This window comes from Mesorhizobium prunaredense (genome assembly GCF_900156895.1).
Lineage (GTDB): Bacteria > Pseudomonadota > Alphaproteobacteria > Rhizobiales > Rhizobiaceae > Mesorhizobium > Mesorhizobium prunaredense.
Map to the genome: position 1 here is coordinate 1 of NZ_FTPD01000027.1, position 26,436 is coordinate 26,436.

24 protein-coding genes, 1 tRNA gene and 1 pseudogene are annotated in these 26,436 nt (G+C 64.3%); 9 read left to right on the forward strand and 17 right to left on the reverse strand.

Annotation, left to right across the window (positions count from 1 at the left end):
- The first annotated feature begins 117 nt into the window (after positions 1-117).
- Positions 118-194: transfer RNA gene (locus BQ8794_RS20955), tRNA-Met, on the forward strand.
- A gap of 132 nt (positions 195-326) precedes the next feature.
- On the forward strand, positions 327-560 hold the full coding sequence (locus tag BQ8794_RS20960; RefSeq protein WP_077380596.1) for a DUF6429 family protein: 234 nt from the start codon (positions 327-329) through the stop codon (positions 558-560).
- Positions 561-743: 183 nt separating this feature from the next.
- Here the strand turns inward: BQ8794_RS20960 and ftsZ are convergent, their stop codons facing one another.
- Both ftsZ and BQ8794_RS20970 read right to left on the reverse strand, forming a co-directional pair.
- Positions 744-1,751 (reverse strand): cell division protein FtsZ, encoded by a 1,008-nt coding sequence (ftsZ, locus tag BQ8794_RS20965; RefSeq protein WP_077380597.1) that lies wholly within the window; start codon positions 1,749-1,751, stop codon positions 744-746.
- Positions 1,752-2,015: 264 nt separating this feature from the next.
- Positions 2,016-2,801: an SDR family NAD(P)-dependent oxidoreductase gene (locus BQ8794_RS20970; protein ID WP_077380598.1), complete on the reverse strand. Its 786-nt coding sequence runs from the start codon at positions 2,799-2,801 to the stop codon at positions 2,016-2,018.
- A gap of 76 nt (positions 2,802-2,877) precedes the next feature.
- Between BQ8794_RS20970 and uxuA the strand changes: the two genes are divergently transcribed.
- Entirely contained in the window at positions 2,878-4,062 is a 1,185-nt protein-coding gene (gene uxuA / locus BQ8794_RS20975; RefSeq protein WP_077380668.1) for a mannonate dehydratase, read from the forward strand.
- 15 nt (positions 4,063-4,077) lie between these two features.
- Here the strand turns inward: uxuA and BQ8794_RS20980 are convergent, their stop codons facing one another.
- From BQ8794_RS20980 to BQ8794_RS21005, 6 genes are all read right to left on the reverse strand, one after another.
- Complete coding sequence (locus BQ8794_RS20980; RefSeq protein WP_077380669.1) at positions 4,078-4,971, reverse strand: sugar phosphate isomerase/epimerase family protein; 894 nt, start codon at positions 4,969-4,971, stop codon at positions 4,078-4,080.
- Between the two features lie 125 nt (positions 4,972-5,096).
- Positions 5,097-6,035: an ABC transporter substrate-binding protein gene (locus BQ8794_RS20985; protein WP_077380599.1), complete on the reverse strand. Its 939-nt coding sequence runs from the start codon at positions 6,033-6,035 to the stop codon at positions 5,097-5,099.
- Positions 6,036-6,113: 78 nt separating this feature from the next.
- Positions 6,114-7,112 carry an ABC transporter permease subunit gene (locus BQ8794_RS20990; protein WP_077380670.1) on the reverse strand — a complete coding sequence of 333 codons (999 nt, stop codon included), beginning with the start codon at positions 7,110-7,112 and terminating at the stop codon, positions 6,114-6,116.
- A 20-nt stretch (positions 7,113-7,132) separates the two neighbouring features.
- Entirely contained in the window at positions 7,133-8,677 is a 1,545-nt protein-coding gene (locus tag BQ8794_RS20995; RefSeq protein WP_077380600.1) for a sugar ABC transporter ATP-binding protein, read from the reverse strand.
- Entirely contained in the window at positions 8,674-10,053 is a 1,380-nt protein-coding gene (locus BQ8794_RS21000) for an FGGY-family carbohydrate kinase (RefSeq protein ID WP_077380601.1), read from the reverse strand. Before BQ8794_RS21000 ends, BQ8794_RS20995 begins: the two co-directional genes overlap by 4 nt.
- Complete coding sequence (locus BQ8794_RS21005) at positions 10,050-10,832, reverse strand: DeoR/GlpR family DNA-binding transcription regulator (protein ID WP_077380602.1); 783 nt, start codon at positions 10,830-10,832, stop codon at positions 10,050-10,052. Before BQ8794_RS21005 ends, BQ8794_RS21000 begins: the two co-directional genes overlap by 4 nt.
- 199 nt (positions 10,833-11,031) lie before the next feature.
- Between BQ8794_RS21005 and BQ8794_RS21010 the strand changes: the two genes are divergently transcribed.
- Genes BQ8794_RS21010 through BQ8794_RS21020 form a run of 3 tightly spaced genes read left to right on the forward strand, consistent with a single transcriptional unit; the run spans position 11,032 to position 14,214 of the window.
- Positions 11,032-12,075, forward strand: coding sequence for a class II aldolase/adducin family protein (locus BQ8794_RS21010; protein ID WP_077380603.1), 1,044 nt, complete (start codon positions 11,032-11,034; stop codon positions 12,073-12,075).
- A gap of 1 nt (position 12,076) precedes the next feature.
- Entirely contained in the window at positions 12,077-13,363 is a 1,287-nt protein-coding gene (locus tag BQ8794_RS21015; protein WP_077380671.1) for an FGGY-family carbohydrate kinase, read from the forward strand.
- Positions 13,360-14,214: a TIGR01459 family HAD-type hydrolase gene (locus BQ8794_RS21020; protein WP_077380604.1), complete on the forward strand. Its 855-nt coding sequence runs from the start codon at positions 13,360-13,362 to the stop codon at positions 14,212-14,214. Before BQ8794_RS21015 ends, BQ8794_RS21020 begins: the two co-directional genes overlap by 4 nt.
- 140 nt (positions 14,215-14,354) lie before the next feature.
- Here the strand turns inward: BQ8794_RS21020 and BQ8794_RS34965 are convergent.
- Positions 14,355-14,949 (reverse strand): annotated as a pseudogene (locus BQ8794_RS34965) (gamma-glutamyltransferase); the annotation flags it as partial.
- A gap of 30 nt (positions 14,950-14,979) precedes the next feature.
- Between BQ8794_RS34965 and BQ8794_RS21030 the strand changes: the two are divergent.
- Positions 14,980-15,918 carry a gamma-glutamyltransferase family protein gene (locus BQ8794_RS21030; RefSeq protein ID WP_244555054.1) on the forward strand — a complete coding sequence of 313 codons (939 nt, stop codon included), beginning with the start codon at positions 14,980-14,982 and terminating at the stop codon, positions 15,916-15,918.
- Here BQ8794_RS21030 and BQ8794_RS21035 read toward each other — a convergent pair.
- From BQ8794_RS21035 to BQ8794_RS21055, 5 genes are all read right to left on the reverse strand, one after another.
- Positions 15,912-16,715 carry an ABC transporter ATP-binding protein gene (locus tag BQ8794_RS21035; RefSeq protein WP_077380605.1) on the reverse strand — a complete coding sequence of 268 codons (804 nt, stop codon included), beginning with the start codon at positions 16,713-16,715 and terminating at the stop codon, positions 15,912-15,914. The two genes, BQ8794_RS21030 and BQ8794_RS21035, sit on opposite strands and share 7 nt — an antisense overlap.
- Positions 16,712-17,737 (reverse strand): ABC transporter ATP-binding protein, encoded by a 1,026-nt coding sequence (locus tag BQ8794_RS21040; RefSeq protein ID WP_167378802.1) that lies wholly within the window; start codon positions 17,735-17,737, stop codon positions 16,712-16,714. Before BQ8794_RS21040 ends, BQ8794_RS21035 begins: the two co-directional genes overlap by 4 nt.
- A complete protein-coding gene (locus BQ8794_RS21045) occupies positions 17,734-18,564 on the reverse strand; it encodes an ABC transporter permease (RefSeq protein WP_077380606.1) in 831 nt (276 codons plus the stop codon). The genes BQ8794_RS21040 and BQ8794_RS21045 overlap by 4 nt, the downstream gene beginning before the upstream one ends.
- On the reverse strand, positions 18,561-19,547 hold the full coding sequence (locus tag BQ8794_RS21050) for an ABC transporter permease (protein WP_077380607.1): 987 nt from the start codon (positions 19,545-19,547) through the stop codon (positions 18,561-18,563). The genes BQ8794_RS21045 and BQ8794_RS21050 overlap by 4 nt, the downstream gene beginning before the upstream one ends.
- Positions 19,548-19,655: 108 nt before the next feature.
- A complete protein-coding gene (locus tag BQ8794_RS21055; RefSeq protein ID WP_077380608.1) occupies positions 19,656-21,266 on the reverse strand; it encodes an ABC transporter substrate-binding protein in 1,611 nt (536 codons plus the stop codon).
- A 280-nt stretch (positions 21,267-21,546) separates the two neighbouring features.
- Between BQ8794_RS21055 and BQ8794_RS21060 the strand changes: the two genes are divergently transcribed.
- Positions 21,547-22,737, forward strand: coding sequence for a M24 family metallopeptidase (locus BQ8794_RS21060; protein WP_077380609.1), 1,191 nt, complete (start codon positions 21,547-21,549; stop codon positions 22,735-22,737).
- Positions 22,738-22,935: 198 nt separating this feature from the next.
- Here BQ8794_RS21060 and BQ8794_RS21065 read toward each other — a convergent pair whose 3' ends face one another.
- The 3 genes from BQ8794_RS21065 to BQ8794_RS21075 are packed head-to-tail and all read right to left on the reverse strand — an operon-like array spanning position 22,936 to position 25,494.
- Complete coding sequence (locus BQ8794_RS21065; protein WP_077380610.1) at positions 22,936-23,355, reverse strand: cupin domain-containing protein; 420 nt, start codon at positions 23,353-23,355, stop codon at positions 22,936-22,938.
- Between the two features lie 4 nt (positions 23,356-23,359).
- Positions 23,360-24,286 carry a phosphoenolpyruvate hydrolase family protein gene (locus BQ8794_RS21070; protein ID WP_077380611.1) on the reverse strand — a complete coding sequence of 309 codons (927 nt, stop codon included), beginning with the start codon at positions 24,284-24,286 and terminating at the stop codon, positions 23,360-23,362.
- Between the two features lie 11 nt (positions 24,287-24,297).
- The gene (locus BQ8794_RS21075; RefSeq protein ID WP_077380673.1) at positions 24,298-25,494 is read right to left on the reverse strand and encodes a Tm-1-like ATP-binding domain-containing protein; all 1,197 of its coding nucleotides are present in this window, start codon (positions 25,492-25,494) and stop codon (positions 24,298-24,300) included.
- 115 nt (positions 25,495-25,609) lie between these two features.
- Between BQ8794_RS21075 and BQ8794_RS21080 the strand changes: the two genes are divergently transcribed.
- Entirely contained in the window at positions 25,610-26,293 is a 684-nt protein-coding gene (locus BQ8794_RS21080; RefSeq protein ID WP_077380612.1) for a TetR/AcrR family transcriptional regulator, read from the forward strand.
- The last annotated feature ends 143 nt before the right edge of the window (positions 26,294-26,436 follow it).

Genomic DNA, 26,436 nt, shown 5'->3' on the forward strand with positions numbered 1-26,436 from the left:
AGTTGACGCGGGGTGGAGCAGCGCCCCGTCCGCCCGCAAAGGCCGAAGGCCTCGAGGACGGACAAAACAAAAAACAAAAAGTCCGGGCTGCCCGGCCGGCATTCGCCGTCTAGTTGACGCGGGGTGGAGCAGCCCGGTAGCTCGTCAGGCTCATAACCTGAAGGTCACAGGTTCAAATCCTGTCCCCGCAACCAAATCCACAAAACGGCCCGCCTCGCGCGGGCCGTTTTGCGTTTGGAACCTGGCGCGGCCAGTTTGATCCTCATCAAGTTACCCGATGGTGTGGGTCTCGGCAGGCGCCGTCTTCCCGTATTAAACTGCTTGGCATGGAGATGGACACCGAAAAAATCGACAATGCCGTTCTGGGCCTGCTTTGGCTAACGCTGCACGAAGAGAGGCGCGCCTGGAAGGGAATGGATTGGGATGCTCTGGATCGCTTGCACCAGAAGGGGCTGATCGCCAATCCAGCAAACAAGGCGAAATCGGTGGTTCTGACAGATGAGGGCCTGCGACGGGCTGAGGAGCTGTTCCGCACCCTGTTCACGCGGCCGGCGCCATGAGCGCTGGCCGGCGTTCCAATTCGACAGCAAGAGTCGCGCAGGCAAAACCGATAACTTGCTCCGCAGGCTTATCCCGCAATAATTGCGGTTGGGCGTTCCGCCCGACCACCGTTTGGCGGCGGTTTCCGGAGCGGCGGATTTTCAAGTCGAATTGCTACCGCCGGCGCTGCCATGGCGCCTGGTTCAGTTGACACGGTTTTCCAACCCCACCGTCAGCGGAATCTCGAGCCCCCGCCGCAATCCCGTGGCAACGACCGACACCCTGAATTTTCCTGCGAGCGCATTGTCGAAAATGGCGCCGACGATGATGTCGGCATCGGCGTCGACCTCCTCGCGGATGCGGGTGGCGGCTTCGTCGACCTCGAACAGCGTCATGTCAGTGCCTCCCGATATCGAGACAAGGACGCCCTTGGCGCCCATCATCGACGCTTCGTCGAGAAGCGGGTTTGCGATCGCCGCTTCGGCTGCCTTCCTGGCGCGGTCCTCCCCGGTGGCTTCGCCGGTGCCCATCATCGCGCGACCCATATCGCGCATCACCGACTTCACATCGGCAAAGTCGAGATTGATCAGGCCTTCCTTGACGATGAGATCAGTGATGCAGCCGACGCCGGCGTAGAGAACGCGGTCCGCCATGGCGAAAGCGTCCGCGAAGGTCGTCTTGGCATCGGCGATCCTGAAGAGGTTCTGGTTCGGTATGACGATGACGGTATCGGCGCTTTCGCGCAGCCGCTCGATGCCCTCATTGGCGGCATGCATTCGGCGGTTTCCTTCGAAGACGAACGGCTTGGTGACGACGGCCACGGTCAGTATTCCTGCGTTGCGCGCGGCCTGCGCTATGACCGGTGCTGCACCGGTTCCAGTTCCGCCTCCCATGCCTGCGGTCACGAAACACATATGCGTTCCCGCAAGATGGTCCATGATTTCGTCGATCGATTCCACGGCCGCGGCATGGCCGACCTCGGGCAGGGATCCTGCACCAAGGCCTTCCGTGACGTGCGCTCCCAATTGGATCAGCCGCGTTGCCTTCGACATGGTAAGCGCCTGGGCATCGGTGTTGGCAACGATAAACTCGGTGCCCTGCAGGCCTTCGGCGATCATGTTGTTAATGGCGTTGCCGCCACCGCCGCCAACCCCGATGACGGATATTTTGGGCCTCATCTCCGAGATTGCCGGCCTCGTTGCAGTGTTCATTTGCCGTCTCTCCCCTTGAATGCGCAAGCGCAGCGGTCGGTGGAAGGCTTGTTCCCGGCGCACTGCAAAGACTTTGGACAGTGCGCGAATCAGGACAGCCCAGCGTAACCAAGGGAATCAGACGGTTGAACCGGCTGCAAGTGCAGTATTCGCGCTCGCGCATGTTATGCGCTATTGGTTCGCCGTCGGTGCCACGTGTGGCGGCTGACCGAAAATCGTCCGATGACAACGTTTCCCGGTAAAGCCGAGACCGATCTTTCCGTTCTACTTCACGCCGATGCCGGCAGTCAGGCCGCCATCGATCCTGTAGTCCGCGCCGGTGCAGAACCCGGCTTTCGACGAGCACAGAAAGGCGATGAGTTCCGCCACTTCCTCCGGCTCGCCGATGCGCCCGATGGGGTGCGCTTCGCCGAAGCGCTTGTAGGCGGCCTCGACATCGGCGTCGGTGCCGTTTTCGCCGCGCGCCGCCTTTTCCAGGATCGGGGTGCGGATCGAGCCCGGGCTGACGGAATTGACGCGAATGCCGGAGCGCGCATGGTCGAGCGCCAGAGCGCGCGTCAATGTGTGGATGGCGCCCTTGGTCGTGGCATAGGCGGCGACGTTCTGCTGGCAGGCGAAACCTTGCACCGAAGCCACGTTGACGATGGCGCCGCCGCCTCGCCTGATCATTTCCGGAATACCGAAATGCGCGGTCAGGTAGATCGAGCCGACATTGACGGACATCGCCCGGTTCCAGATGTCGAAATCGGTGCTAACTGCGGTGCCATACGGATGGACCGCCGCGGAATTGACGATGATATCGAGGCCGCCGAACCGCTCGACACCGGCTGCGACCGCGTCGCGAACCTGATCCGGCACGGAGACGTCGACGGCCACGACCAGCGCCTCGGCGCCGGAGTTGCCCAGTTCCGCTCTCATCGCCGTGTTGGCCGCGCGGTCGATGCCGCAGGCGATGATCGCCGCCCCGCCCGCCGCAAGACGCCTGGCGGTTGCCAGGCCGATCCCGGTCGTCCCCGTCACCAGAGCGATCTTGCCGTCGAAATCCTTCATTGCGCAAACTCCTTTAATTTGACTTCCATTGTGGCCCAACAATACGGTTCCGTTTTATCGCAAAGGAAAAGCCTCGATGGAACAATGCTGGCGCTGGTATGGCCCTGACGACCCGGTGACGCTCGATCATGTCAAGCAGGCCGGCGCCACGGGCGTTGTATCCGCCCTGCATAATATCTATGACGGTCGCGCCTGGCCTTTGACGGACATTTTGGAGCGCAAGCGGATCATCGAGGCCGAAGGGCTGACCTGGTCGGTTGTAGAGAGCATTCCCGTCCACAATTCGATCAAGATCGGCTCGGCGGAACGGCTTCGCTATGTCGGCTGGTACAAGGACACGATCCGTGCGCTCGCCAAGGCTGGCATTGCGACGATCTGCTATAACTTCATGCCGGTGGTCGACTGGACCCGCACCGACCTTGCCTATCGGCTTCCAACGACGGGCTACGCACTGCGGTTCGATGCGATCGATTTTGCCGCCTACGACCTGTTCGTCCTGAAGCGCAGGAATGCCGAATTCGGCTACAGCGCGGCGCGTACCGCGGAAGCGGAATCGCGACTGAAGGAATTGAGCGAAGAGCAGATCGACAGGATCGAGCGCAATCTCATTGCCGGCCTGCCGGCAACCGAGCGCAGCTACGACCGTGATGGTTTTCGCGAGGCATTGGCGGAATATGACTCGATCGGGCCGAAGGAGCTGCGCGACAATCTTGCCTGGTTTCTGCGCGAGATCATTCCGGTGGCCGAGCAGGAGGGGGTGCGCATGTGCATCCATCCCGACGACCCGCCATTCTCGCTCTATGGCCTGCCACGGATCGTTTCGACCACCGAGGACGCGCGTTTCATTCTCAACGCTGTCGACAGCCCGGCCAACGGCCTGACATTCTGCACCGGCTCCTACGGTACGCGCGCAGACAACGACATTGTCGGCATGGTCAAGGAGTTCGCCGACCGGATCCATTTCGTCCATCTGCGCAATGTAACCATCGAGGATGACGGCTCCTTCTATGAAGCCGAACATCTGGAGGGCGGCACCGACATGGCGCATGTCATCCTCGCTTTGATGCAGGAAGAGACGCGCCGCCGTAGGGAAGGTCGCGCCGATTGGCGGATTCCCATGCGACCCGACCATGGCCATCTGCTCGCCAACGATATCGGCAAGACCAGGATCAACCCCGGCTACTCTTTGATCGGCCGCCTGAAAGGCCTGGCCGAGCTGCGTGGCATCATGCGCGCCGTCGAACGTTTTGAGCTGGCCTGAGGATCGCAACCGGCCCTAAGGCTGATGGCTTGACGCAACAAGCTCGGCCTTGCGCCGCGCCGTCTCCAGCCCGATGGCGATGAAGCGGCGCGCATGCCGGGCCAGCTCCATATTGTCGGTCCACAGATTGCGCCAGATGGCGGTTTTCTTCGACAGGTTCTCGTCGACGATCTCCGACGAGAAGGATTCGAAGCTGAGGTCGTCGCCATAGCCGATTGCGGTCAGCGCATCGAAGATCGCGGCAAAGTCGATGTTGCCGGTGCCGAGGAAGCCGCGATGGCTCTCGCCGATATGGACATAGCCGATCTTTTTGGCGGCGTGGCGGATGGCCAAGCCGATATCGGCCTCCTCGATGTTCATATGGAACGTGTCGAGATGCAGAAAAATGTTGTCGGAACCGGTGTCCTCGACGAAGGCCAGCCCTTGCGCGGCGGTGTTGAGCAGATTGCTCTCGAAGCGGTTGACGATTTCGAGGTTGAGCGTGACGCCGGCGGCCTTGGCGGTCTCCGCGACCTTGGCAAGCGTGGCGGCACTGCGGTTCCATTGATCGCGCGTCGGCGCCTCAGTCTGCAATCCATGGCTGGTGCTGAGGATGCCGGCGACCTTCCGGCCGCCGAGATCCCGAGTGAGCGCGATCGTGTCATTGAGGACTTCGACGCCGTGCGCGGCAATCGCCTTGTCGGCGCTTGAAATGTCGCCGTCGGGCGGCAGCCCGATGCTGATCGCCACGCCGAGATCGAGGTCGGCGATGCGCTTGGCCAGCCCGCCAACATCGACATTGGCGGGGTCAAGATAGGAGAATTCGATCAGGTCGAAGCCGGCCTCCCTGGTGTTGGCCAGCGTCCGTTCGAGGTCGTCTTGCACCGAGCTCGCCGACCAGACGAAAGAGTGGATTCCAATGCGCGACATGATCGTCTCCTGCTGCTCGAGAGCCTCGGAACCAAAAGTGGGAACCGGTTTTGGGAAAAATCCGATGCTCAAACAAAAATTGGTGCGGTCGGTCACCCGGCCGCACCAGCCTTGGGAGGCTTTAGCTAGCGGGCCGCGGTCCAGCCCTTGTAGTCCTTCAGGTTCTCTGCCGTGATCAGCTGCGGGTCGAGCAGCACGGTCGCCTCGGCCGGCTTTTTGCCGGCGAGCACTTCAGCTGCCATCTGCAGCGATTGGCCGGCCATGACGTAAGGATCCTGCGAGGCCGAGGCCTTGATCATCGACGTGTCGGAAGCGAGTTCCTTCTCGATGTCGGGCGCGCCGTCGACTGCGGTGAAGATGAACTCCGAGCGGTTGAGCTGCTTGGCTGCAAGCTGGGCGCCGATCGCCGTCGGGTCGTTGATGGCGAACACCGCGTCGATCTTGTCGAAGCGGGTCAGCAGCGACTGGAACACCTTCAGGCCGCCGTCGCGCGAGCCTTCGGCATTCTGGTCGTCGGAGAGTATCTTGATGTCCGGGTGTTTTGCCAGCACGTCCTTGCAACCCTTCACCCGCTCGAGGATCGATGACGATGCAGGGCCGTTCAGGATGACATAGTCACCTTTGCCACCGGTTTGGTCGACCAGGTACTGGCAGGCGGCTTCGCCGGCCTTGACGTTGTTGGTCATCACGGTGACGTCGGCGCCGGGCGCCGAGACGTCGAACGCGGCAACAACGATGCCCGCCGCTTGCGCCTTCTTCACCGCCGGCGCGATCGCCTTGGCGTCGACGGCGTTGAGCATGATCACGTCGACGCCGGCGGCGATGAACGAGTCGACCTGCGAGACCTGCTTGTTGAGGTCGTAGTCGGCCGACACCGACGTCACCTCGACGTTCGGGTTGATCTTCCTGGCGGCGTCCTCGATGCCCTTGATGGTGGCGACGAAGAACGGGTTGCCGAGCAGGCCGACCGAGATGCCGACCTTGTTTAGGTCCTTGGCCGAAGCCGGTGCGACGGCGACGCCCGCGAGGGCAACGCCGCAGAGCAGTTTAGCGATGGTCTTCATTCTTTTCCTCCTGATGCCCCGCGCCTCTCACGGTGCGTTAAATGAAACCGGGTCGTTGACGCCGGCGACTAAGGTCAATCATGTTCTTGCTCCTGCCTGGAGCCTGTAGCGGTCGAGGGCGACCGCCACGATGATGACCAATCCCTTGATGATGTACTGCCAGATGTCCGAGACACCGGCCAGGATGAGCCCGTTGGAGAGCACCGCTATGATCAGGCCACCGATCAGCGTGCCCCAGATCGAGCCGACGCCGCCGACGAAGCTGGTGCCGCCGAGAATGACCGCGGCGATGGCGTCGAGTTCGTAGGACTGCCCAAGCTGCAGCCCATTGGCAGCGTAGAGCCGGGCCGCCGACATGGCGCCGCCAAGGCCGGCGAGAAGGCCTGAAACGCCATAGACGAAGAGCAGCACCAGCGGCACCTTGATGCCGGTGAGGCGGGCGGCCTCGGCATTGCCGCCGACGGCATAGATCCAGGTGCCGAGCACGGTGCGCTTGAGCACCAGCCAGGACAGCACCACGACCGACAGAGCGATGATGACCAGCCAGGGGATGCCGAACAGCGACCCGTTGCCGATGAAGTCGAACGGCAGGTCCGAGTTGAACACCGTGGTGTCCTGGCCGAGCAGGCGGGCGACGCCGCGCACGGCGGTCAGCGAACCCAGCGTGACGATGAAGGGCGGCAGCTTGATGTAGGCGACGAGTAGCCCGTTGATGACGCCGAAGCCGAGGCCGACCAGAATGGCCGCGGGCACGCCGAGCATGCCCCACTCCGGCACCAGCGACACCATCACCGCCACCATCGCCGAGGCGGCAAGAATGGAGCCGACGGACAGGTCGATGCCGCCGGTCAGGATAACGAAGGTCATGCCGGCCGCGAGCACGATGTTGATCGACGACTGCTGGGTGACGATCAACAGGTTGGTCTCGGTGAGGAAGCGCGGGTTCATGATCTGGAAGCCGGCCGCCAACAGGATCAGGACCGGCAGCATGCCAAGCGCGGCGAAGGCGGTGCGCAGCCGCCGGCTCCTGCCGACCGCCTGGTCACCCGCGCTGATCTCGGTTGCCTTGTCGGTCATCCCTAGGCCGCTCTTGTCGGTCATCCCTGGGCCGCTCCCGTTGCGAGTTCCATGATTGCTTCCTGACTGAGCGGCTGGCCTTCGGATGCCGTCACCTCGCCAGCGACAGTGCCGTCGCGCATCACCAGCACGCGGTCGGCGACGCCGATCACCTCCGGCAGTTCGCTGGAGATCATCAGGATGGCGATGCCTTTTTTGGCAAGATCGTCGATCAGCCGGTAGATTTCCGACTTCGCCCCGACATCGACGCCGCGCGTCGGTTCATCGAGGATGAGGACCCGCGGCTCGGTTTCGAGCAGGCGGGCGAGCAACACCTTCTGCTGGTTGCCGCCCGACAGCGAGCCGGCATTGGCCTGCACTGACCTGGTGCGGATGGAGAGCTCGGAAACGGCCTTGGCGGCGCGCCTTTCGGCCGTGGCGAAGTCGCGCAAGCCGCCGGCCTGCGCGTCCTTGGCGAGCACGCCCATGCTGATATTGTCGGAAATCGACATGTCGAGGAACAGGCCGAGTTCCTTGCGGTCTTCGGTAAGATAGGCAATGCCGGCGTCCAGAGCCTCGCGCGGCGACCCGATGGCTATCGGCTTGCCGTCGAGTTCCAGCGTGCCTGATGTGCGCCTGTCGGCGCCGAAGATCAGCCGCGCGAGCTCGGTGCGGCCCGAGCCGACCAGACCCGCCAGCGCCAGCACTTCGCCCTTGTGCAGGTCGAAGGAGCAGCTTTTCAGGAGATTGCCGTCCGACATGTCGCGCGCCGACAGTGCGATGGCGCGCTTGCTGTCCGGCGGGCGGTGATCCTTCTTGTAGAAGGCGGACAGGTCACGGCCAACCATCATCGAGACGAGGCGCGAGGCGTTCAGATCGGCGCGTTCGAGCGTGCCGACATAGCCGCTGTCGCGCAGCACGCTGACGCGGTCGGCAAGCTGGTAGACCTCTTCCATGCGGTGGCTGATGTAGATGATGGCGATGTCCTGCGCCTTCAGCGTCGAAATCACCTCGAACAGGCTGTCGGTCTCGCGCGAGGTCAGCGAGGTGGTTGGCTCGTCCATGACGATGATGCGCGCGCTGGTCGACAGCGCGCGGGCGATTTCGACCATCTGGCGTTCGCCAAGCGACAGGCTGGAGACCGAGGCGCGCGCCGAGAAGGAAACGCCGAGCCGTGCGATGATCTCCTTGGCGCGCCGATTGCACTGGTCGCGGTCGACGATGCCGAACCGTCTCGGCTCGCTGCCGAGGAAGATGTTCTGCGCGACCGTCAGGTTGGGCGCCAGCGACAGCTCCTGGTAAATGACGGCAATGCCGTTGGCGCGGGCCTTGATCGGGTCGCCGGTGGCGACCGGTGTGCCGTCGATCAGAATCTCGCCGCCGGGATCAGGTCGATAGGCGCCGGACAGCACCTTCATCAGCGTCGACTTGCCGGCGCCGTTTTCGCCCATCAGCGCGTGCAGTTCACCGGCATGGACGGTCAGCGATACGTCCTGCAAGGCGCGAATTGGGCCGAACGTCTTGGAGATGTGGCGCATCTCCAGCACCGGCTGGCGCATTGTTTCGATCCGGGCAGCGGCGGTCATCGCGCGCCTCCCGCTGCGGCATCAGCGACGCCTCGGTCGGCGGCGAGGCCGCGCCAGCTATCGCGGTGGAAGGCAAGCCCGGTGAAGCTTGAAGCACGAACAGGCTCCGGCGCCTCGGCGGCAAATTCGCGTCCAACATTCTCGAAGGCCAGCGCCGCCGCTCCGGTGGCGCTGCCCTCCAGCGTGGCGCCCTGCATGAAGGCCTGGCCGGGACGCAGCTGCGCCAGCAGGCTGGCAAGCAGGCCGCCACTGTTCAGCCCGCCATCGACGATCACGGTGTCGTTCGAATGGATCAGGTCGAGACACAGATCGACCATCAGCGCGACATAGAGCAGTGCCACGGCCGCGCGCTCCTCCGCGTTGGGGGTGCGCCCGACCAGTTCGCCGCGATGGCCAGGCATCGGCCCGCCCGGCGCGAAGCTCGGCAGCGCCATGATGCCGGCGCCGATCACTTGCTGCACGGCTGAGGGGGCGATCGCGCCCTGCCAACCGGCGCTGATCGTTGCGAATTCACGGCCGCCCATGAAGCGGATGGTCGGCACCGGGCCGCCATCGACATCGACATTGACCAGCATGTCACGGTCGCGATCGAGCGAGTCGAGCGGACAGTCCGGATTGAGCACCACAACCCAGGTGCCGGTCGAGACGACGGTGACCGGACCAAGCTCCTGCCGACGATAGGCATGGAGCGCCGCATTGCTGTCATGGACACCGTTGTGAATGGCGATCGGCCGTGTCGCCCCGCCAAAGCTCTGCTCGCCGATGACCGCGCCGGCAGGCTCGAAGGCGGGCATTTGGCGGCGCCAACCTTCGGCGTCGACCAGCGAGGAGAAATCGCGTTTGCGCGGCGCCCAAAGATGCGAGTGGCAGCCGAGATAGGACACCTCCGAGACCGCCCGGCCACCAAAGCGCCAGCTCCAGTATTGGGGATAACCGAGGATCGATTTGGCGGCGGCGAACACGCTTGGTTGCACCGTCTTCAGCCACAGCATGTGGCGACCATAGTTGAAGCCGAGCGGCAGGCGCGGCGAGAAGGTCTCGGCAAAATCCGGAATGCGCCGATCGATCTGCGCGGCAATCTCGGCCGGTGGCTCCTGCTCGTAGTCGAGTATGGAATGCGTCAGCGCCGCATCGTCGACCAAGGCAAAGGTGCAGCCATGGCCCGAAACCATCAAGCCCTCTATGCCATGGATGTCGACCGCTTCGCCGACGGCGCGCGCCGCCCAATCGTGAAGCGCTGCTTCGTCGAGCACGCTGAAGTCGCATTCGCGCGTCCAGTTCGGCTGGGTCCGGCGCTCACCCAGAATCTGCCCGTGCTGGTCGAAGACGAACAGCTTCGAGTTGGTCTTGCCGAAGTCGAGGACGGCCACCTTCACTGGATGGCTCCTGAGGCAGAGGCGATCCGCACCATGACTCCGGCGTCTTCCAGCATACGCGCGTCGGCATCGGACAGGCCGTCATCGGTCACCAGCGTGCCGATGCGCGACAAGGGCAGCGCGACGTTGCGCGCATGGATCGACAGTTTGCGGCTGTCGGCCAGCACCACGATCTGGTCGGCGCATAGACTGAGTTCGGCGATGGAGCGGACCAGCAGCGGATGCGATTCCAGCACGCCGTCCGGGCCGATGCCTTGCGCGCCAAGAAAGAACTTCGATGCGTAGAAAGGCACCGTCTGGGTGAGCGAATGGATGATGCCAGGCTCGCGATGCAGTTCGCCGCCGGCAACGGTCAGGCTGCAATGGCCGTGGTCGCTCAAATAGGCCACGAGCGGCATCGAGTTGGTATAGAGCCGGATGTTGCGGTCGGCGAGCTTGGCGCCGAGATGGAAGCAGGTCGAACCGCCATGCACGATGACGGCGTCGCCATCGCGCACCATGGTCGCCGCGAGAGCGGCGATCTGCCGCTTGGCTTCGACCGCGAGATCGCGGTTCTCGTCGTAGGGCCTGGCATAGGCGACGCCCGCCTGCGCAGCGCCATCGAGCGCCGAGATGCCGCCATAGACCTTGCGTGCTTCGCCGGCCTCGTCGATCTTGTCGATGTCGCGCCGCACCGTCGCCGCCGACACGCCGAGGCGCTCCTGCAACTCGCGCACCGAGGCGAAGGGGCGATCCCGCAACAGCTCGACGATCTGACGCTGGCGGCCGGAGTCGCTCAACGGATACCCTCCCGAAGTGCCATTTTGCCACGGCAATTGGTGCAACTTACTCAACACAGACCAGATTGCAAGCTTGATTTGGTGGGATAAGATCACTATTGACGTAACTTACTCGCTTCTGCGATACCAGCGTCACTCGTTGTTCCGGCTACGGGGATCCAAAGCCGTGGCTAGACGGCCGGTTTGTGAAGGAGTTTCGATGGCAATCAATGCGGATGCGCAGGAACTGGCTGCTTTGCGGTCGCTTTCGGCCAGCATCGGGCGCGACCCGCACTTGACCCAGGCCGCGGGCGGCAACACGTCGCTGAAAGCCGGCGACACGCTCTGGATCAAGGCTTCCGGCACCTGGTTGAAGGACGCGCTCGCCGGGGACATCATGGTCCCGGTGGCGATCCCGCCGCTGATTAGCGCTGTCGAACAGCGCGACCCGGCGGCCGATCAGCCACAGGGTTTCGCCATCGAGGCGCTCAACGCCCGCAAGCTGCGTCCTTCGATCGAGACCACGGTTCACGCGCTGATGCCGCAGCGCGTCGTTCTGCATGTCCACTGCGTCGATACCATTTCGCTTGCCGTGCAGGCCGACTGCGAGGCTCAAGTTGCTAAGCGCCTGGATGGCCTCGAATGGGCGTATGTTCCCTATCGCCGGCCGGGCCTGCCGCTTGCCCAGGGCATTGCCGAGCGCCTTCGGCCTGGGGTCGATGTGCTGATCCTTGCCAACCATGGCCTGGTCGTCGCAGCCGAGACCGTCACCGGCGCTGAGGCGCTGCTGCGTCGCGTCACACGACTTCTGGCGCGGCCGCCACGCGAGGTGGCGGAGCCCAATGTTGTTGCATTGACGGCGCTCATCGGACGCACCGGTTACAGGCTGCCGGCGGCCGCCGAAGCGCATGCCGTCGCGATCGATCCTGAAAGCGGCCGCATGGCGTCAGGAGGCAGCCTCTATCCCGATCACGTCATCTTTCTCGGCCAGGGTTCGGTCGTGGCGAGACCCGGTGAGGACGTGTTGCGTGTCACCGAACGGTGCGGCACGGCACCGGTGGCGATCCTGTTTCCCGGGCTTGGCGTGCTGATGCGCGGCGACGCCAGTGCCGGCGCCGACGCCATGCAACGCTGCCTTGCCGACGTGACGGCGCGGGTCGACGTCGCGGCGAAGCTGAACTATCTGACCGCCGCTGAGAACGACGAACTGATCAATTGGGACGCCGAGCAATATCGCCAGAAACTCAATGCAGCCGGCAGCTGAGATGGCGCTTTCAACCGGACCGCTTTCGATCGGAATCGACATCGGCACATCAGGCGCCCGCGCCGTCGCCATGCGGCCGGACTTTTCGATTGCCGCGCGTTGCGCCGTTCCACTCGACAGATTTGGCCAGAACGCCCGCGACCCGTCCGTATGGTGGTCAGCGGTCGGCGCGGCGCTGGCGGAACTGCTTTCGGGCATCGATCGCGCGGCGGTCCGCTCGATTGCCGTCGACGGCACTTCGGGCACGCTGCTGCCGGTCGACGGCGCCGGCCGGCCGCTGGCCGAGCCGTTGATGTATAACGACAAGGTCGACGACGACGCCATTCTGGCGGTGATCGCGCGCGAGGCGCCGGCGGCGAGCGCAGCCCGTGGGGCGACGTCCGGTCTCGCCAAGGCGCTGTCATTCCAGCGCCTGCCCGGCGTCGCCGCGGTGCTGCATCAGGCCGACTGGATCGCGGCACAGTTTTCCGGCCGCTTCGACACCAGCGACGAGAACAATGCCTTGAAAACCGGCTACGATTTCGAGGCCCGCCGCTGGCCGGACTGGATCGCGGCGACCGGCATGCGCATGGGATTCCTGCCTGGTGTCGTCAAGCCGGGCGATGTCACGGGAAAGCTCACCGCGAGTGCGGCGGACCTGTTCGGCCTGGCGCGCGACGTTGCCGCGGTCGCTGGCACGACGGATGGCTGCGCGTCGTTCCTGGCGACGGGTGCTGCGGCTGTTGGCGACGGCGTCACCGCGCTGGGATCCTCGCTGACCATCAAGATCCTTTCCGACCGGCCGATCTCGGCGCCGCAGTTCGGCATCTACAGTCACCGGCTGGGAGATGCCTATCTGGCGGGTGGTGCTTCGAATTCGGGCGGCAAGGTGCTGGCGCAGCATTTTTCTCTCGCGCGCATCATCGAATTGAGCGCGGTGATCGACCCCATGACCGAGACCGGCCTCGATTACTATCCGCTTCCCGCGGTCGGCGAACGCTTTCCCGTAGCCGATCCTGATTTGCCGCCACGCCTGACGCCGCGGCCGGCGGACGACGCCGACTATCTGAAAGCGATGTTCGAGGGCATTGCGGCGATCGAGGCGCTCGGCTATCGCCGGCTTGCCGAACTCGGCGCCCCCCGATTGACGTCGGTCAGGAGCGTCGGCGGCGGTGCGGCAAATCCCGCCTGGACCGCGATCCGGCAGCGCAAGCTGGGCGTCGATTTTCTGCCGGCGCTTTCGGACGAGGCGGCCGCCGGCACGGCGCGGCTGGCGCTGATGGGCGCAATCGCAGCGGGGCTGTTGTGAGCACGAAACCGGTCGAACATCTCGACGGCATCGGAGCGCTGGTCGAATGCTATCAGGTGTTCCTGCTCGATCAGTTCGGCGTGCTGCACGACGGCACGAACCCCTATCCGGGCGCCGTGGAGGCGTTGTCGGCGCTGAAGCGCGCAGGCAAGACGATCGTGCTGGTCTCGAATTCCGGCAGGCGGGCGCGGCCCAACGAGACCCGCTTGCTGAAGCTCGGCTTCGAACCAGGAAGCTGGGATCAATTTGTCTCTTCCGGCGAGATCGCGTGGCGGTCCTTTCACGAAATGGCGATATCCGGAAAGCTGCGCCCAAACACAAAGTGCCTGCTGATCAGCCGCGAGGGCGATCGCTCGGCGATTGAAGGCCTGCCTTTCGCGTTGACCAGCGACGGCGACGATGCCGAACTGGTTCTGATCGCCGCCAGCGAGGGCGACCGCTACGACATCGAGCACTACCGCAGGCTTTTTGCACCGGCAGCGATGCGGCAGGTGCCATGCTTCTGCACCAACCCCGACAAGATCATGCTGACGGCAGTGGGGCCGCGCTTTGGCGCCGGCCAGCTTGCGGATCTCTACGAGAGCCTCGGCGGCAGCGTCACCCGTATCGGCAAGCCCTACACGCCGATCTTCGACGCCGCGCTGGCACTGGCGGGCAACCCGGGCCGCAGCAGTGTGGTCTGTGTCGGCGACAGCGTCGAACACGATGTCGCCGGTGGAATTGGTGCCGGCGTGGCGACTGCGCTGGTCTTGTCCGGAATATTGGCGGACACCCCTGACCTGGCCAAGCTTTTCGACAGCCTGGACGCCTACCCCGACTACACCACGGACAGTTTCAGATTCGCAGATTGAGGCCGGCAATTCCCAGGTTGGGCGCTGCCACGGTGATCGTGCTGCTTTCGGTGGCGCAGCCCTTTGGCTGCTGTTGCCAGTTCACATCTTGTTGGTCGCAGGCTATTGAACTGCATGCGTGATTTCCAACTCCCCGGGCTGTCGTCGGCGACCTCGCCTTCATAGAAGCCGGCACGGCCACGGCGCGAGACGATGCGCAAGGTGTCGGCCAGTTGCGGCTGCCGGTGCAGCTCGCCGGCCAGCGGCGCCGAACAGGGCTACGTCGTCCAAGACCGTGTGGCCTTCGACTGGGCTGAAAGTGCTGCCTTGCTGGCCGCCGACGAACATGCCGCGCGGATTTTTCTGCAGGATGGAAAGGCGTAACGTATGGCGGGTGCGAGCGCGGCGTCGATGCCCTTTCTGCCGTGATCCTCGAGCAGCCGGCACCAGGCGTCGATGGCGCCCCGGCACGGTGACCGCGTGCGGACCGGACTCAGGCAGTTCGTCATGCCCCCTGTCCAGATACCACTCAGCCGTCGCTGCTGCCGGTGCGCGGCCGGAGCCGTTGAAGGCCAGAACCTCGCCTTGGCCGTTGGGACAGTAGAGGACGAAACAGTCGCCGCCGATACCTGTCGATTGCGGCTCGACGACCGCCTGCACCGCCGCCGCGCAGACGGCTGCGTCCATTGCATTGCCGCCGGACCGCAGCATCTCGACCGCCGCCAGCGTCGCCAGCGGGTGCGATGTCGCCGCCATCGCTTCCGTCGCACGAACCGGCGAGCCATGGTGTCGCGTCTGCGCGCTCTCGGTGGGCTGCATGCGCTCGAGGATTTTGCGGCCACGAAGGGCGACTATGTCAGGCCAGTCGGCACATCCTACCGGGGCTACGACATCCATCAGATGCCGCCGAACAACCAGGGGCTGACGGCACTGATCATGCTGAATGTGCTGTCGGGCTTTTCGCTCGGCTCGCTGGAGCCGTACGGCGCCGAGCGCTTTCACCTCGAGATCGAGGCGGGGCGGCTTGCCTATCAGGACCGCGACAATTTCATCGGCGACCAGAACCAGGTCCATGTCCCCGTGCAGCAGTTGTTGTCCAGATCCCATGCCGACCAGCTTCGCGCCGAGATCGATCCGGCGCGCGCAATGACGCATCTGCCACGCCTTGAGCTTCAGCCGAGCGATACCGTCTACATCTCGGTGGTCGACCGCGACCGTAATGCGGTCAGCTTCATCAACTCGACCTTTGGTTCGTTCGGCAGCGGCGTGGTCGGCCCCAGGACCGGCGTCGTCCTGCAGAATCGCGGCAGCAGCTTCCGCCTGGCGGCGGACCATCCAAACCGCATCGCTCCGCGGAAACGCCCGATGCACACCATCATGCCGGGCATGGTGACAGCCAAGGGCCGGGCAGTCATGCCGTTTGGCGTGATGGGCGGCGGCTACCAGCCGTTCGGCCATGTCCATTTGCTCACCAACATGATCGATTTCGGCATGGACCCGCAGGAGGCGCTCGATGCGCCGAGAGTGTTTTACCGCCAGAACGCAGTGGAGGCCGAGCGTGGCGTTCCGGCCGAGGCGATCGCCGGCCTGCGTGAGCGAGGCCACGACGTGTCCGCCCCAACCGAGCCGCATGGCGGCGGCCAGCTGGTGCTGATCGACTGGGACAAGGGCACGCTTACCGGCGCGTCCGATCCACGCAAGGATGGTTGCGCGCTGGGTTACTGACGATCGGCCGCGCCCTGCGTGCTGGTCCTGTTCAGTTTTGGCGCTGCCGCCACCAACGCCTTGCCGATCGCAGACTGCGGGGCACCGATGACCGCACGGGCGTTGCCGCTTTCGGCGACGCGGCCGGCATCGAGAATGACGACACGATGGGCGATGGCGCTGATGACGCCGAGATCATGCGAAATGAACAGGTAGGCGATCCGTTCCTCGCGTTGCAGATCGAGCAGCAATTGCAGGATCTGCCGGCGCACCGATACGTCGAGCGCGGACACCGCCTCGTCGAGGACGATCAGCGACGGGTTTGTGGCGATGGCGCGCGCGATCGCGATGCGCTGGCGCTGGCCGCCCGAGATCTCGTGGATGGCGCGGCCGGCGAGATCAGCGCTCAGGCCGACGCGCTCCAGCAGAGCGGCGATGCGGTGCGGGCGTTCTGATCGGGCTGCGATGCTATGGATGCGCAAAGGATCGTCAAGCACGCGCGCCACGCTGGCGCGCGGATTGAAGGCGGCGAGCGGGTCCTGGAAAACCATTTGCAAACGCGCGCGCCGTGCGCGCAACGCAGTATCGTTCAGGGACAGAAAATCGCCGCCTTCGAACTCGATACGGCCGGCGTCCGGTTCGATCAGCCGCAACAGCAGACGCGCGACCGTCGACTTGCCGCTGCCGGACGGGCCGGCCAGCGCCAGCGTCTCGCCGGCCTCGATGTGAAAGGAAACGTCATCGACGGCGGCGATTGTCTTGCCGCCGCGGCGATATCGTTTGGTCAGGCCGGAAACAGCCAGCAATGGACTGCTCACCGCAACGCTCCTGCCTGCCGCAGCAGCGGTTCGGCGTCGAGGCCGAGATGGGCGTCGAGCAGCGCTCTTGTGTAGGCGTGGCGCGGGCTGGCGACGATCTGCGCCGTCGCGCCGAACTCGACCAGCTCGCCGTGCTGGAACACGGCGATGCGCTCGGCAAGATCGGCGGCCAGCGCGATGTCGTGGCTGACGAACAGCAGCGTCATGCCGTCCTCGGCCACCAATTGCCGGATCAGCGCGACGATCTCGGCCTGCACGATGGTGTCGAGCGCGCTGGTCGCCTCATCGGCGATCAGCAGTTTCGGACCGGCCGCGATCGCCGCGGCGATCGCCACGCGCTGCTTCTGGCCGCCGGAAAGCTGGTGCGGATAGGCGCGCAAGGCGGCGTCCGGGTCGGGCAGGCGGACGCGTTCGAGCAGGGCTTTTGCCTTGGCATAGGATTGCGACCAAGTAAGACCGAGATGCGTGTGCGCGACTTCGGCGATCTGCTCGCCAACCGCCATTACCGGATCGAGGCTGGCCGACGGGTCCTGGAAGACGAAGCCGATGTCGCGGCCTCCGAGGGGTGTGTGGTCGCGAAGACTGGCAGGTTGGCGATCCGTCGCGCCCCCCTCTGTCCTGCCGGACATCTCCCCCACTTGGGGGGAGATTGCGCTGTCATTTCCGCTTTCGCCAAACTCCAAGGCTGCAGGGGGGGTGCCGGCGACGGAACTGCCGATCTCCCCCCTTGTGGGGGAGATGCCAAGTTTTGGCAAAGAGGGCAGGACAGAGGGGGGCGCGAAGGCATGAGGCGATCGAAGGTTCGGTAACTTCCACTCGATCGAGCCTCCAACCTTGGAAGATCCCGGCAGCAGCCCGGCAATGGCCAGCGCCAGAGTGCTCTTGCCCGAACCGCTCTCGCCAATGATGGCGAAGCGTTCGCCGGCGGTGACATCGAGGCTGACATGGTTCAGCGCCGCCACCTCCCTGCCGTCGTGGCGATAGGTCACCGTCAAATCGCGGATCGAAAGCAGCGCCGTCACGACAAGCTCCTTCTCACCGCAGCCGTTTCGACAACGCCTTCGCCGGTGAGGTAGACGCCGAGCACGGTCAGCACGAGCGCCACGCCGGGAATGATCGACAGGGAGGGCGCGGTGCGCAGCACGGCGCGACCTTCGGCGATCATGCCGCCCCAGGTCACGCGGTTGGGGTCGCCGAGGCCGAGAAACGAAAGGGCCGCTTCGGTGAGAATCGCTGCGGCGACGATCACCGACGACAATGCCAGCACCGGCGGCAATGCGTTGGGCAGCACTTCGCGAAAGGCGATCTCCAGCGGATGCATGCCGATGACGCGGGCGCCGGCGACAAAATCGCGCTCGCGGATCGACAGCACTTCGGCTCGCGCAACGCGCGCCGGCGCCGTCCAGGCGCCGAGCGCGATCGCCGCAACGACGACGCCGAGCGATGGCCCGACGACACTGACGAAAGCCAGCGCCAGCAGGAAGCTCGGCACGGTCTGGAAGGCGTCGGTGATGCGCATCAGCACTTCGTCGACGAGACTGCCGGCAAAGCCGGCCAGCGTGCCGACTACAGCGCCGAAGGCAAGGGCTGCGGCCGCCGCGGCCAGCCCAACCGCCAGCGAGGTACGGGCGCCGTGGAGAAGCGCGGCCAGCACGTCGCGGCCGAGCCGGTCGGTGCCGAGCGGCAGCGACCAGTCCTGAAAGGGCGGCAGCAATGCCGGCCCGGCAATGGCTTGCGGGTCGCCGGGAAAGAACAGCGGCGCTGTCAGCGCCATGGCGAACAGCGCTACCAGAATGATCGCGCCGGCGACCGCTTCCGGCGTGCGAAGAAAGCGGCGAAGCGGGCTCACGCACCGGCCTCGCTGGCGCCGACGCGCGGATCGAGGAAAGCGTAGGCGATGTCGACGAGAAGATTGATAACGATGACCAGAACGGCGCTGACCAGGATGATGCCGAGCAGCAGCGGCGTGTCGCGCGCTGCCACCGCTTCCTGCGCCAGCCGGCCAAGGCCGGGAACGGAAAAGACGCTTTCGATGACGACGCTGCCGCCGAGCATCTGCGCCGATTGCAGGCCGAGCATGGTGACCAGCGGCAACAACGCGTTGCGGGCAACGTGGGCGAGCACGATGCGGCGGCGGGAGAGCCCTTTGGCGCGGGCGGCGAGGACAAAATCCTGTCGCCAGACCTCGGCCATGCCGGCGCGCATCATGCGCAGATAGAGTGCCAGATAGATGAAGCCGAGTGCCGACACCGGCAGCACGAGATGGCGGGCGATATCGGCCGCGCGGTCGAGGCCGGTCCTGCCCGACGCGATGCTCTCGATGCCGCCGATCGGGAACCAGCGCAGGTCGACGGCAAAGACGATGATCAGCACCAGCCCGAGCCAGAAGCCGGGAACGGCATAGAGTGCCAGCGAGCCGATCGACAGCAAGCGGTCGCGAAAGCTCCCGGGCCTGGCGCCGGCATAGATGCCGAGCGCCGAGCCGAGCCCGAAGGAGAGCGCGGTGGCGCTGCCCATCAACAGCAGCGTGTTGGGCAGGCGCTCGAGGATGACGTCGCGGATTGGCCGCGAAAAGGTCACCGACTGGCCGAGGTCGAGATGCAGCAGCGCCCAGAGATAGGTCGCCAGTCGCGTCAACGCCGACTGGTCGAGGCCCCAGCGATGGCGCAGCAGTTCGATCATGCCGGCGTCGCCGCCGGTCGAGACGATGTAGGCGTCGACCGCGTCGCCGGGGGCGGCTTCCAGCAAAAGGAAAGTGCCGATCACGACAATCAGCAGCACGAAGACGCTGCCGACGAGGCGACGGCGAAGCAGGAGAAGCGCGCGGGTCATGGTGCACCGACATTGGCAGGTGGGCCAATTCTTCCGCGTTGCCGTAGAGCTCTCATCACCGAAGCTGAGCACCCGGATACACCATGTGCAAGCCTGGAGCGAACGTTGCTAAGCCTCCAGCCAGGTGTCCGCCCAGTTCGACACCGCCCAGCGCGGGTTGTTGGCGACATTCGCAACCGTGTCTCTGACAACGCTGATGAAGTTCCATTCGGCGACATTGATCAGCGGCAGGTCGGCCACGACCTTTTTCTGAAACTCCTTGTAAAGTTCCGTCCGCGCGGCGGGGTCGAGCGTCTCGGACGCCTTGGCGATGACTGCGTCGAGTTCGTCGTTCTTGTAGCCGCCCTGGTTGGAGAACGGCACCCCGTCTGGAATGCCGCTCTGCACCAGGATGGTGGTCGAGATTGCCGGATCGCCGCGGAACACCGGCGGCCCGACCGCAAGGTCGAAGGCGTGGTCGGTGTAGACGGCCTTGATATGCGCGGCCGAGTCGTTGTTGACCAGCTGGGCGTCGATGCCGATGGTGGCGAGCGCCTGGCGCAGATAGTCGCCGAACTGCTTGGTCTCGTTGAAATAGGGCGCCGGCAGCAGCTTCAGCGAAAAGCGCTTGCCGTCATCACCCTTGCTGTAGCCGGCTTCGTCGAGCAGGGCGTTGGCCTTGGCTACGTCGAAGGCATAAGTCGGCACATCGGCCGTATAGAACTGCGGATCGTTTTTCGGCACCGGGCCGGTGGCGCTGGCGGCATAGCCGAGGAACACCGTCTTGACGACGAAATCCTTGTCGATGGCATGGGCGATCGCCTGGCGCACCTTCAGGTCGGCCAGTTCCTTGCGGCGATGGTTGATCTCGACGACGAGTTGATAAGTCAGCGCCTCATAACCCTTGGTGATCACCTTGAGGCCAGGCACTTTTGAGATGCGGTCGAGATCGGCCAGCGGCACCGCGGAAAAGGCGGCGAGCTGGATCTCTTCGGCCTCGAGCGCGCTTGCCGCCGAGGTGCGGTCGGGCAGCACCTGATAGATGATCTCGTCGAGGTAAGGTTGGTCCTTGCCCCAATAGTCCCCATTCTTCTCAAGCCGGTAATATTCGCCTGGCTTGTGTTCGGCGAATTTGAAAGGGCCGGTGCCGACAGGCGTATTGTTGGCCGGATTCTCTTCGATCTTTCCTGTCTCGTAGACGTGCTTCGGCACCACGCTGCTCAGCGCCGGCAAGGCGTTGCGGATCAGCTGGAATGGTGTCGGTTTGGCGAATTTTAACACTGCGGTCAGTTCGTCCGGCGTGTCGACCGCCTCCAGATCCTTGAACACGGTGCGGCCGAGATTCTGCAGCGGCTTCCAGATCTGCAGCGCCGAGAACGCGACGTCGGCCGAGGTAAAGGGTTTGCCGTCATGCCATTTGACGCCTTCGCGCAATTTGAACGTCACTGACAGGCCGTCGGTAGCGCCCTCCCAGCTTGTCGCCAGGCGCGGGTCGAGCCCGTCCTTGCCGTCAAAGGACGCCTCGGCCAGCGGTTCCACAATCTTGCTCGAAATGAAGAAGACGCCGTTGGACGCGACGATCGCCGGGTTGAGGTTGCGCGGCTCGGAATCGGCGGCGACGACCAGCCGCCCGCCTTTCTTCGGCGTCTGTGCCCAGCCGATCGTCGGCAGCGCCGTCGAAGCCAGCAGCAGTGCCGAACCGGCAAGCACGCTGCGTCTGGAAATTGTGACTTCTGACATGATCGAACTCCGTCCCTCTCAGCCACTCTGGCCCGGGTGGCGAATACCCTCGGACACCGGACGGCATCCTTGCAAGGGTGATTATGAGCCTTGCCGAGGGTTTCGCCAGAGACGGATTTGGCGCATCCTTATGTGGCTTTGAAAATTTCGTCCGCTGGACCAGTTACAGAAAGCGGTTCAAGCCGACCTTATCTGGTAGGACCAGACTTATCTCGGTAAGACCAGACTGGAGACTGCCGCGATCCGAGCGGTCGGCCAGGGAATTCAGGGAGAGAGAAAGATGAACGTCGCCCCGGGTAAGAATGCCGTCAGCACCATCCCGTTCGATCACGCCAGGGTCGATCGGCTGATGGAGGAAGCCGGTATCGATTTGCTGCTCGCCACCTCCAAGCACAACACGCAATATCTGCTTGGCGGCTACAAGTTCATCTTCTTCGCCGCCATGGATGCGATCGGCCACAGCCGCTATTTGCCTGTTGTCGTCTACGAGAAGGGCGGGCCGGACCACGCCGCCTATATCGGCAACCGCATGGAGGGCGCCGAGCACCAGAACAACCCGTTCTGGACGCCGACCTTCCACGCCGCCTGCTGGGGCACGCTCGACGCCGCCAATCTAGCGGTCGAGCACCTGGCGAAAATCGGCAAGGGCGGCGCCCGCATCGGCATCGAGCCGGCTTTCCTGCCGTCGGATGCCTACACGCTGATCCGCAAGGCGCTGCCGGATGCCAGGCTGATCGATGCGACCGATATGCTGGAGCGGGTGCGGGCGATCAAGACGGATGCGGAGCTGGAGAAGCTGCGCATCGCCTCTGAACTGATCACCGATTCCATGCTGGCGACCATTGCCTGGGCACGTGAAGGCACGACCAAGACCGAGATCATCGAGCAGCTGCGGCGCGAGGAGACCAATCGCGGCGCGCATTTCGAATATTGCCTGTTGACGCTCGGCTCCAGCCACAACCGCGCCGGCTCGCCGCAGGCCTGGAAGAAGGGTGAGGTGATGTCGATCGATTCCGGCGGCAATTATCACGGCTATATCGGCGACCTCTGCCGCATGGGCATTCTCGGCGAGCCGGATGCCGAACTCGAGGATCTGTTGGCCGAAGTCGAAGCGGTGCAGCAGGCGGCCTTTTCCAAGGTACGCTCCGGCACGCTGGGTGGTGACATGATTTCCTACGCGGAAGGCGTGCTGAAAGCGTCAAAGGTCGCGCCGTATACCGATTTCTTCGCCCACGGCATGGGACTGATCACCCATGAAGCACCGTTCCTGATGACCAATCATCCGGTGACCTATGAAGGCACCTATGCTGAAAAGCCGCTGGAGAAAAACATGGTGCTCTCGGTCGAGACGACGATGCTGCACCCGACGCGCGGCTTCATCAAGCTCGAGGACACGCTGGCGGTCACCGATAGCGGCTACGTCATGTTCGGCGACCGGGGCAGGGGCTGGAACCGGGGTGGGGTGGCATAATCTCCAGCAACGGGCGGCGCCGCCCCTCATCCGCCTGCCGGCACCTTCTCCCCGTAAAAGGGCGGGGAGAAGGGGGCGTTCCGACGCTGCATGCAATTCGAGCATTTGTGATTGGCGAAACCGCTGATGACAGCGCCCGTCTCTATACGGGGAGAAGATGCCGGCAGGCAGATGAGGGGCAGCGCTGCCCAGAGGACGTTACTTCCCGCCCGGCGGCAGCAGCCTGAAATCCGGCAGGTCGCGCAGCGCCAGTTCCGGCCCGGCCGGCGAATAGACGACAAAGAGCTGCATCGGCGCGTCGCCGGTGTTCAGCGTCGAGTGGAAGCGGCTTTCCGGCACATAGATGGTGCAGCCGGGGCCGACCTTCTCGACGACCGGATTGCCGTCCTCGTCCTCGACCATCTGCTCGCCATTGCCTGATATGACGAAGATGATCTCTTCCGCACCCGGATGGTTGTGGCGCGTGTGACCCTTGCCGGACGGAAGGTCGACGACGCCGCCGGAAAAGCGCTCAGCACCATTCACTTCGGGAGCTACCGTCAGCGACAGTCTGCCCCAGTCGAAGCCGAAGGCGCTGACATCCTTCGGGTAGACAAACACCTTGCTCTTGTCGGTCATCGTCTCATCCCTTCTTTTTCTTCGCGGTCGTTTTGGCGCCGCTTTTTTTTGTTTGTTCATCGGATTTTCCCAAAACCGGTTCCCACTTTTGGGTCCGATGCTCCAGCGTGACCGCCTTGAAATCGGCAGTCTGCCTGGCGATCGCCGCTTCCGCCGGCAGCCGCTCCATCGAGCTTGCCCCGTAAAAGCCGTGCAGGCCCTTGCAGCGTTCGAGGATGTAGCGGGCATCGTCCGGCATCGAGATCGGCCCGCCATGGCAAAGCAGGATGACATCCTTGCGCACGGCACGCGCCGCTTCAGCGATGGCGTCGATCTCCGTCACGCAGTCGTCGAGCGATTTGGCCGACGTCGCACCGATCGAGCCGCCGGTGGTCACCCCCATATGAGCGACGACGATGTCGGCGCCGGCCCTGGTCATGGCGCGCGCCTCATCGGGGTTGAACACATAGGGCGTGGTCAGGAGATCGAGTTCGTGTGCCGCGGCGATCATGTCGACCTCGAGCCCGAAGCCCATGCCGGTTTCTTCGAAACTCTGCCGCATCTGGCCGTCGAACAGGCCGATGGTCGGAAAGTTCTGCACGCCGGAAAAACCCATCGTCTTCAGCTCGGCCAGCAGCAGCGGCATGATGACGAAGGGATCGGTGCCGTTGACGCCGGCCAGCACCGGCGTCTTCTTCACCACCGGCAGCACCTCGTAGGCCATCTCCTTGACGATCTCGTTGGCGTTGCCATAGGCGAGCAGGCCGGCAGCCGAGCCGCGGCCGGCCATGCGGTAGCGGCCGGAATTGTAGATGATGATCAGGTCGATGCCGCCGGCCTCCTCGGCCTTGGCCGACAGCCCGGTGCCGGCGCCGCCGCCGACGATCGGCACGCCGCCGGCAATCATCTTGCGGAACTTTTCCAGGATCTTCTTGCGCGGTATGGCGGGCATTACTTCGTCTCTCACTGTCTGGCGATGTCGAGGAAAGCCGCTACCGCAGCCTTGGCGAATTCGGGATCGTTGATGTGCAGCGGCAAGCGGATCACGCGACGCGTGTTATCCGGCATGATCGTGCGCTCGATGGCCTCGAAGAGTGCTGCATCGGCCTCGGGATCGAAAAAGGCGCCGCCTTCGATGTCGAGCGCCGAAACGCCTTTTTCGGGAATGAGGAACCGGACCGGACCCTCGCAGAGGCTCAGTTTGGCGCCGATCCATTCGCCGATCCTGCGGCTTTCGTCAGGCGTCGTGCGCATCAGCGTCACGTTCGGATTGTGTTCGTAGAACAGCCGCCCGCTATGGCGTTCCGGAATGGTCGACGGCGCCCAGAAATTCACCATGTCGAGCGCGCCGACCGAGCCGACATAGGGCAGTTTCGTGCGGGTGATCGCGCCGAAACGGTCTTCGGTTGCAGGGAGTACTCCGCCAAACAGGAGGTCGCAGACTTCTGTTGTCGTGATGTCGATGACGCCGGACAGCAAGCCGCTGTCGGCCAGCTTCTCCATGGTGCGGCCGCCGGTGCCGGTGGCGTGGAAGACCATGCAGTCATAGCTCGAACGAAGCTCGTCGGCGATCGAAGTCACGCATGGCGTGGTCACGCCGAACATGGTGAGCCCGATCGATGGTTTGCCGTCGGGCGGCGGCGCCGGTTTTGCAGACATGGCTGCTATCGCCTGGGCAGCGTTGTGCAGCACGACGCGAGACAGCCGGTTCAAGCCGGCCATGTCGGTCACCGACGGCATCATGACGATGTCGGAGACATCGACATAAGGCGCGGTGTCGCCCGAAGCGAGCGTCGAGATCATGATCTTGGGCAAGCCGAGCGGCAGCGCGCGCATGCCGGATGTGATGATCGAAGTGCCGCCACCTCCGCCGATACCGATCATGCCTGATATATCGGTTCGCGACTGGACAAACCGGGTGAAGGCGATGGCCATTGCCGCTACCGCGGTGCCGCGGTCGTCGCTGCCCAGCACGGCACTGCTGCCACCGGGATGGTGGCCGGCGACCTCTTCGGCCGAGACATCGACCGGCACGGTCGCATTGCGCGTTCCGACGTCGACGCGGGCGACAGCAGCACCGGTGGCTGCGACCGCATCGGCCAGAAAGGCGAGTTCCTCACCCTTGGTGTCGGCGGTGCCCACCACATAGACGCGCTTCATTGCGTTTCCCCGATTCGAGGCGCACTCGGCGTTGCTGCCGGCCGCTCTTTTGCTCCGGCCGTTCGGCAGCGCGAAAGGCCATTGCAATTTTTTGAGACGTGCGTATCATATTGACATGAATGTCTCACGTCAACCAGTGACAGTGCCCGACGATGCCAGTTCTGGAGCGGCGCGCGGGCCGCGCGCCCGCACAAGGCGGTTGATGCTGGAGACGGCGACAAGGCTGATGCAGGCGGGCGCCACGCCCTCGGTCAGCGAGGTCGCCGAAGCGGCGGAAGTCTCCCGCGCCACCGCCTATCGGTATTTTCCAAGCCAGGCGGCGCTGGTGCAGGCGGTGGTCGACGAAGGGCTCGGGCCGATCCTCACCTGGAAATCGGCCTCGGTCGATCCGGAGCGCCGCGTCGCCGAACTGTTCGACACGGCCATGCCGCGCATTGAAGCCTTCGAGGCGACGTTCAAGGCGGCGCTAAAACTGTCGCTCGACCAGTGGGCGCGGCAGCAGGCAGGCACGCTGGGCGGCGAGCCGGCCTTCACGCGCGGCCATCGCATCGATCTGCTCAAGGACGCGATCGCACCGCTCAAGAACCGGCTGCCGCCACGCGAATTCAAGCGCCTGGCACAGGCCCTGTCGCTGATCTTCGGCGTCGAAGTGCTGATCGTGCTGAAGGATATCTGGGGGCTGGACAGCCGCAAGATGATGTCGGTAGCGCAATGGGCAGCCGGCGCCCTGGTACGGGCTGCAGTGATGGAATCGATGACCGAAGGACACAGAAGCGCGCCGGCAACAGCTACGGAATAGTATCGATCTGGTTCGACCAGATGGGGATGCCCACTACCGACAATAGCCGATGTGCCGTAGCGCGAACAAGGGCCTTGCGTATCAACGAGTAGGAAAATTTAAGAAAAACAGACAGATGTTGCTGGAATCTGCTTGTCTGAGGC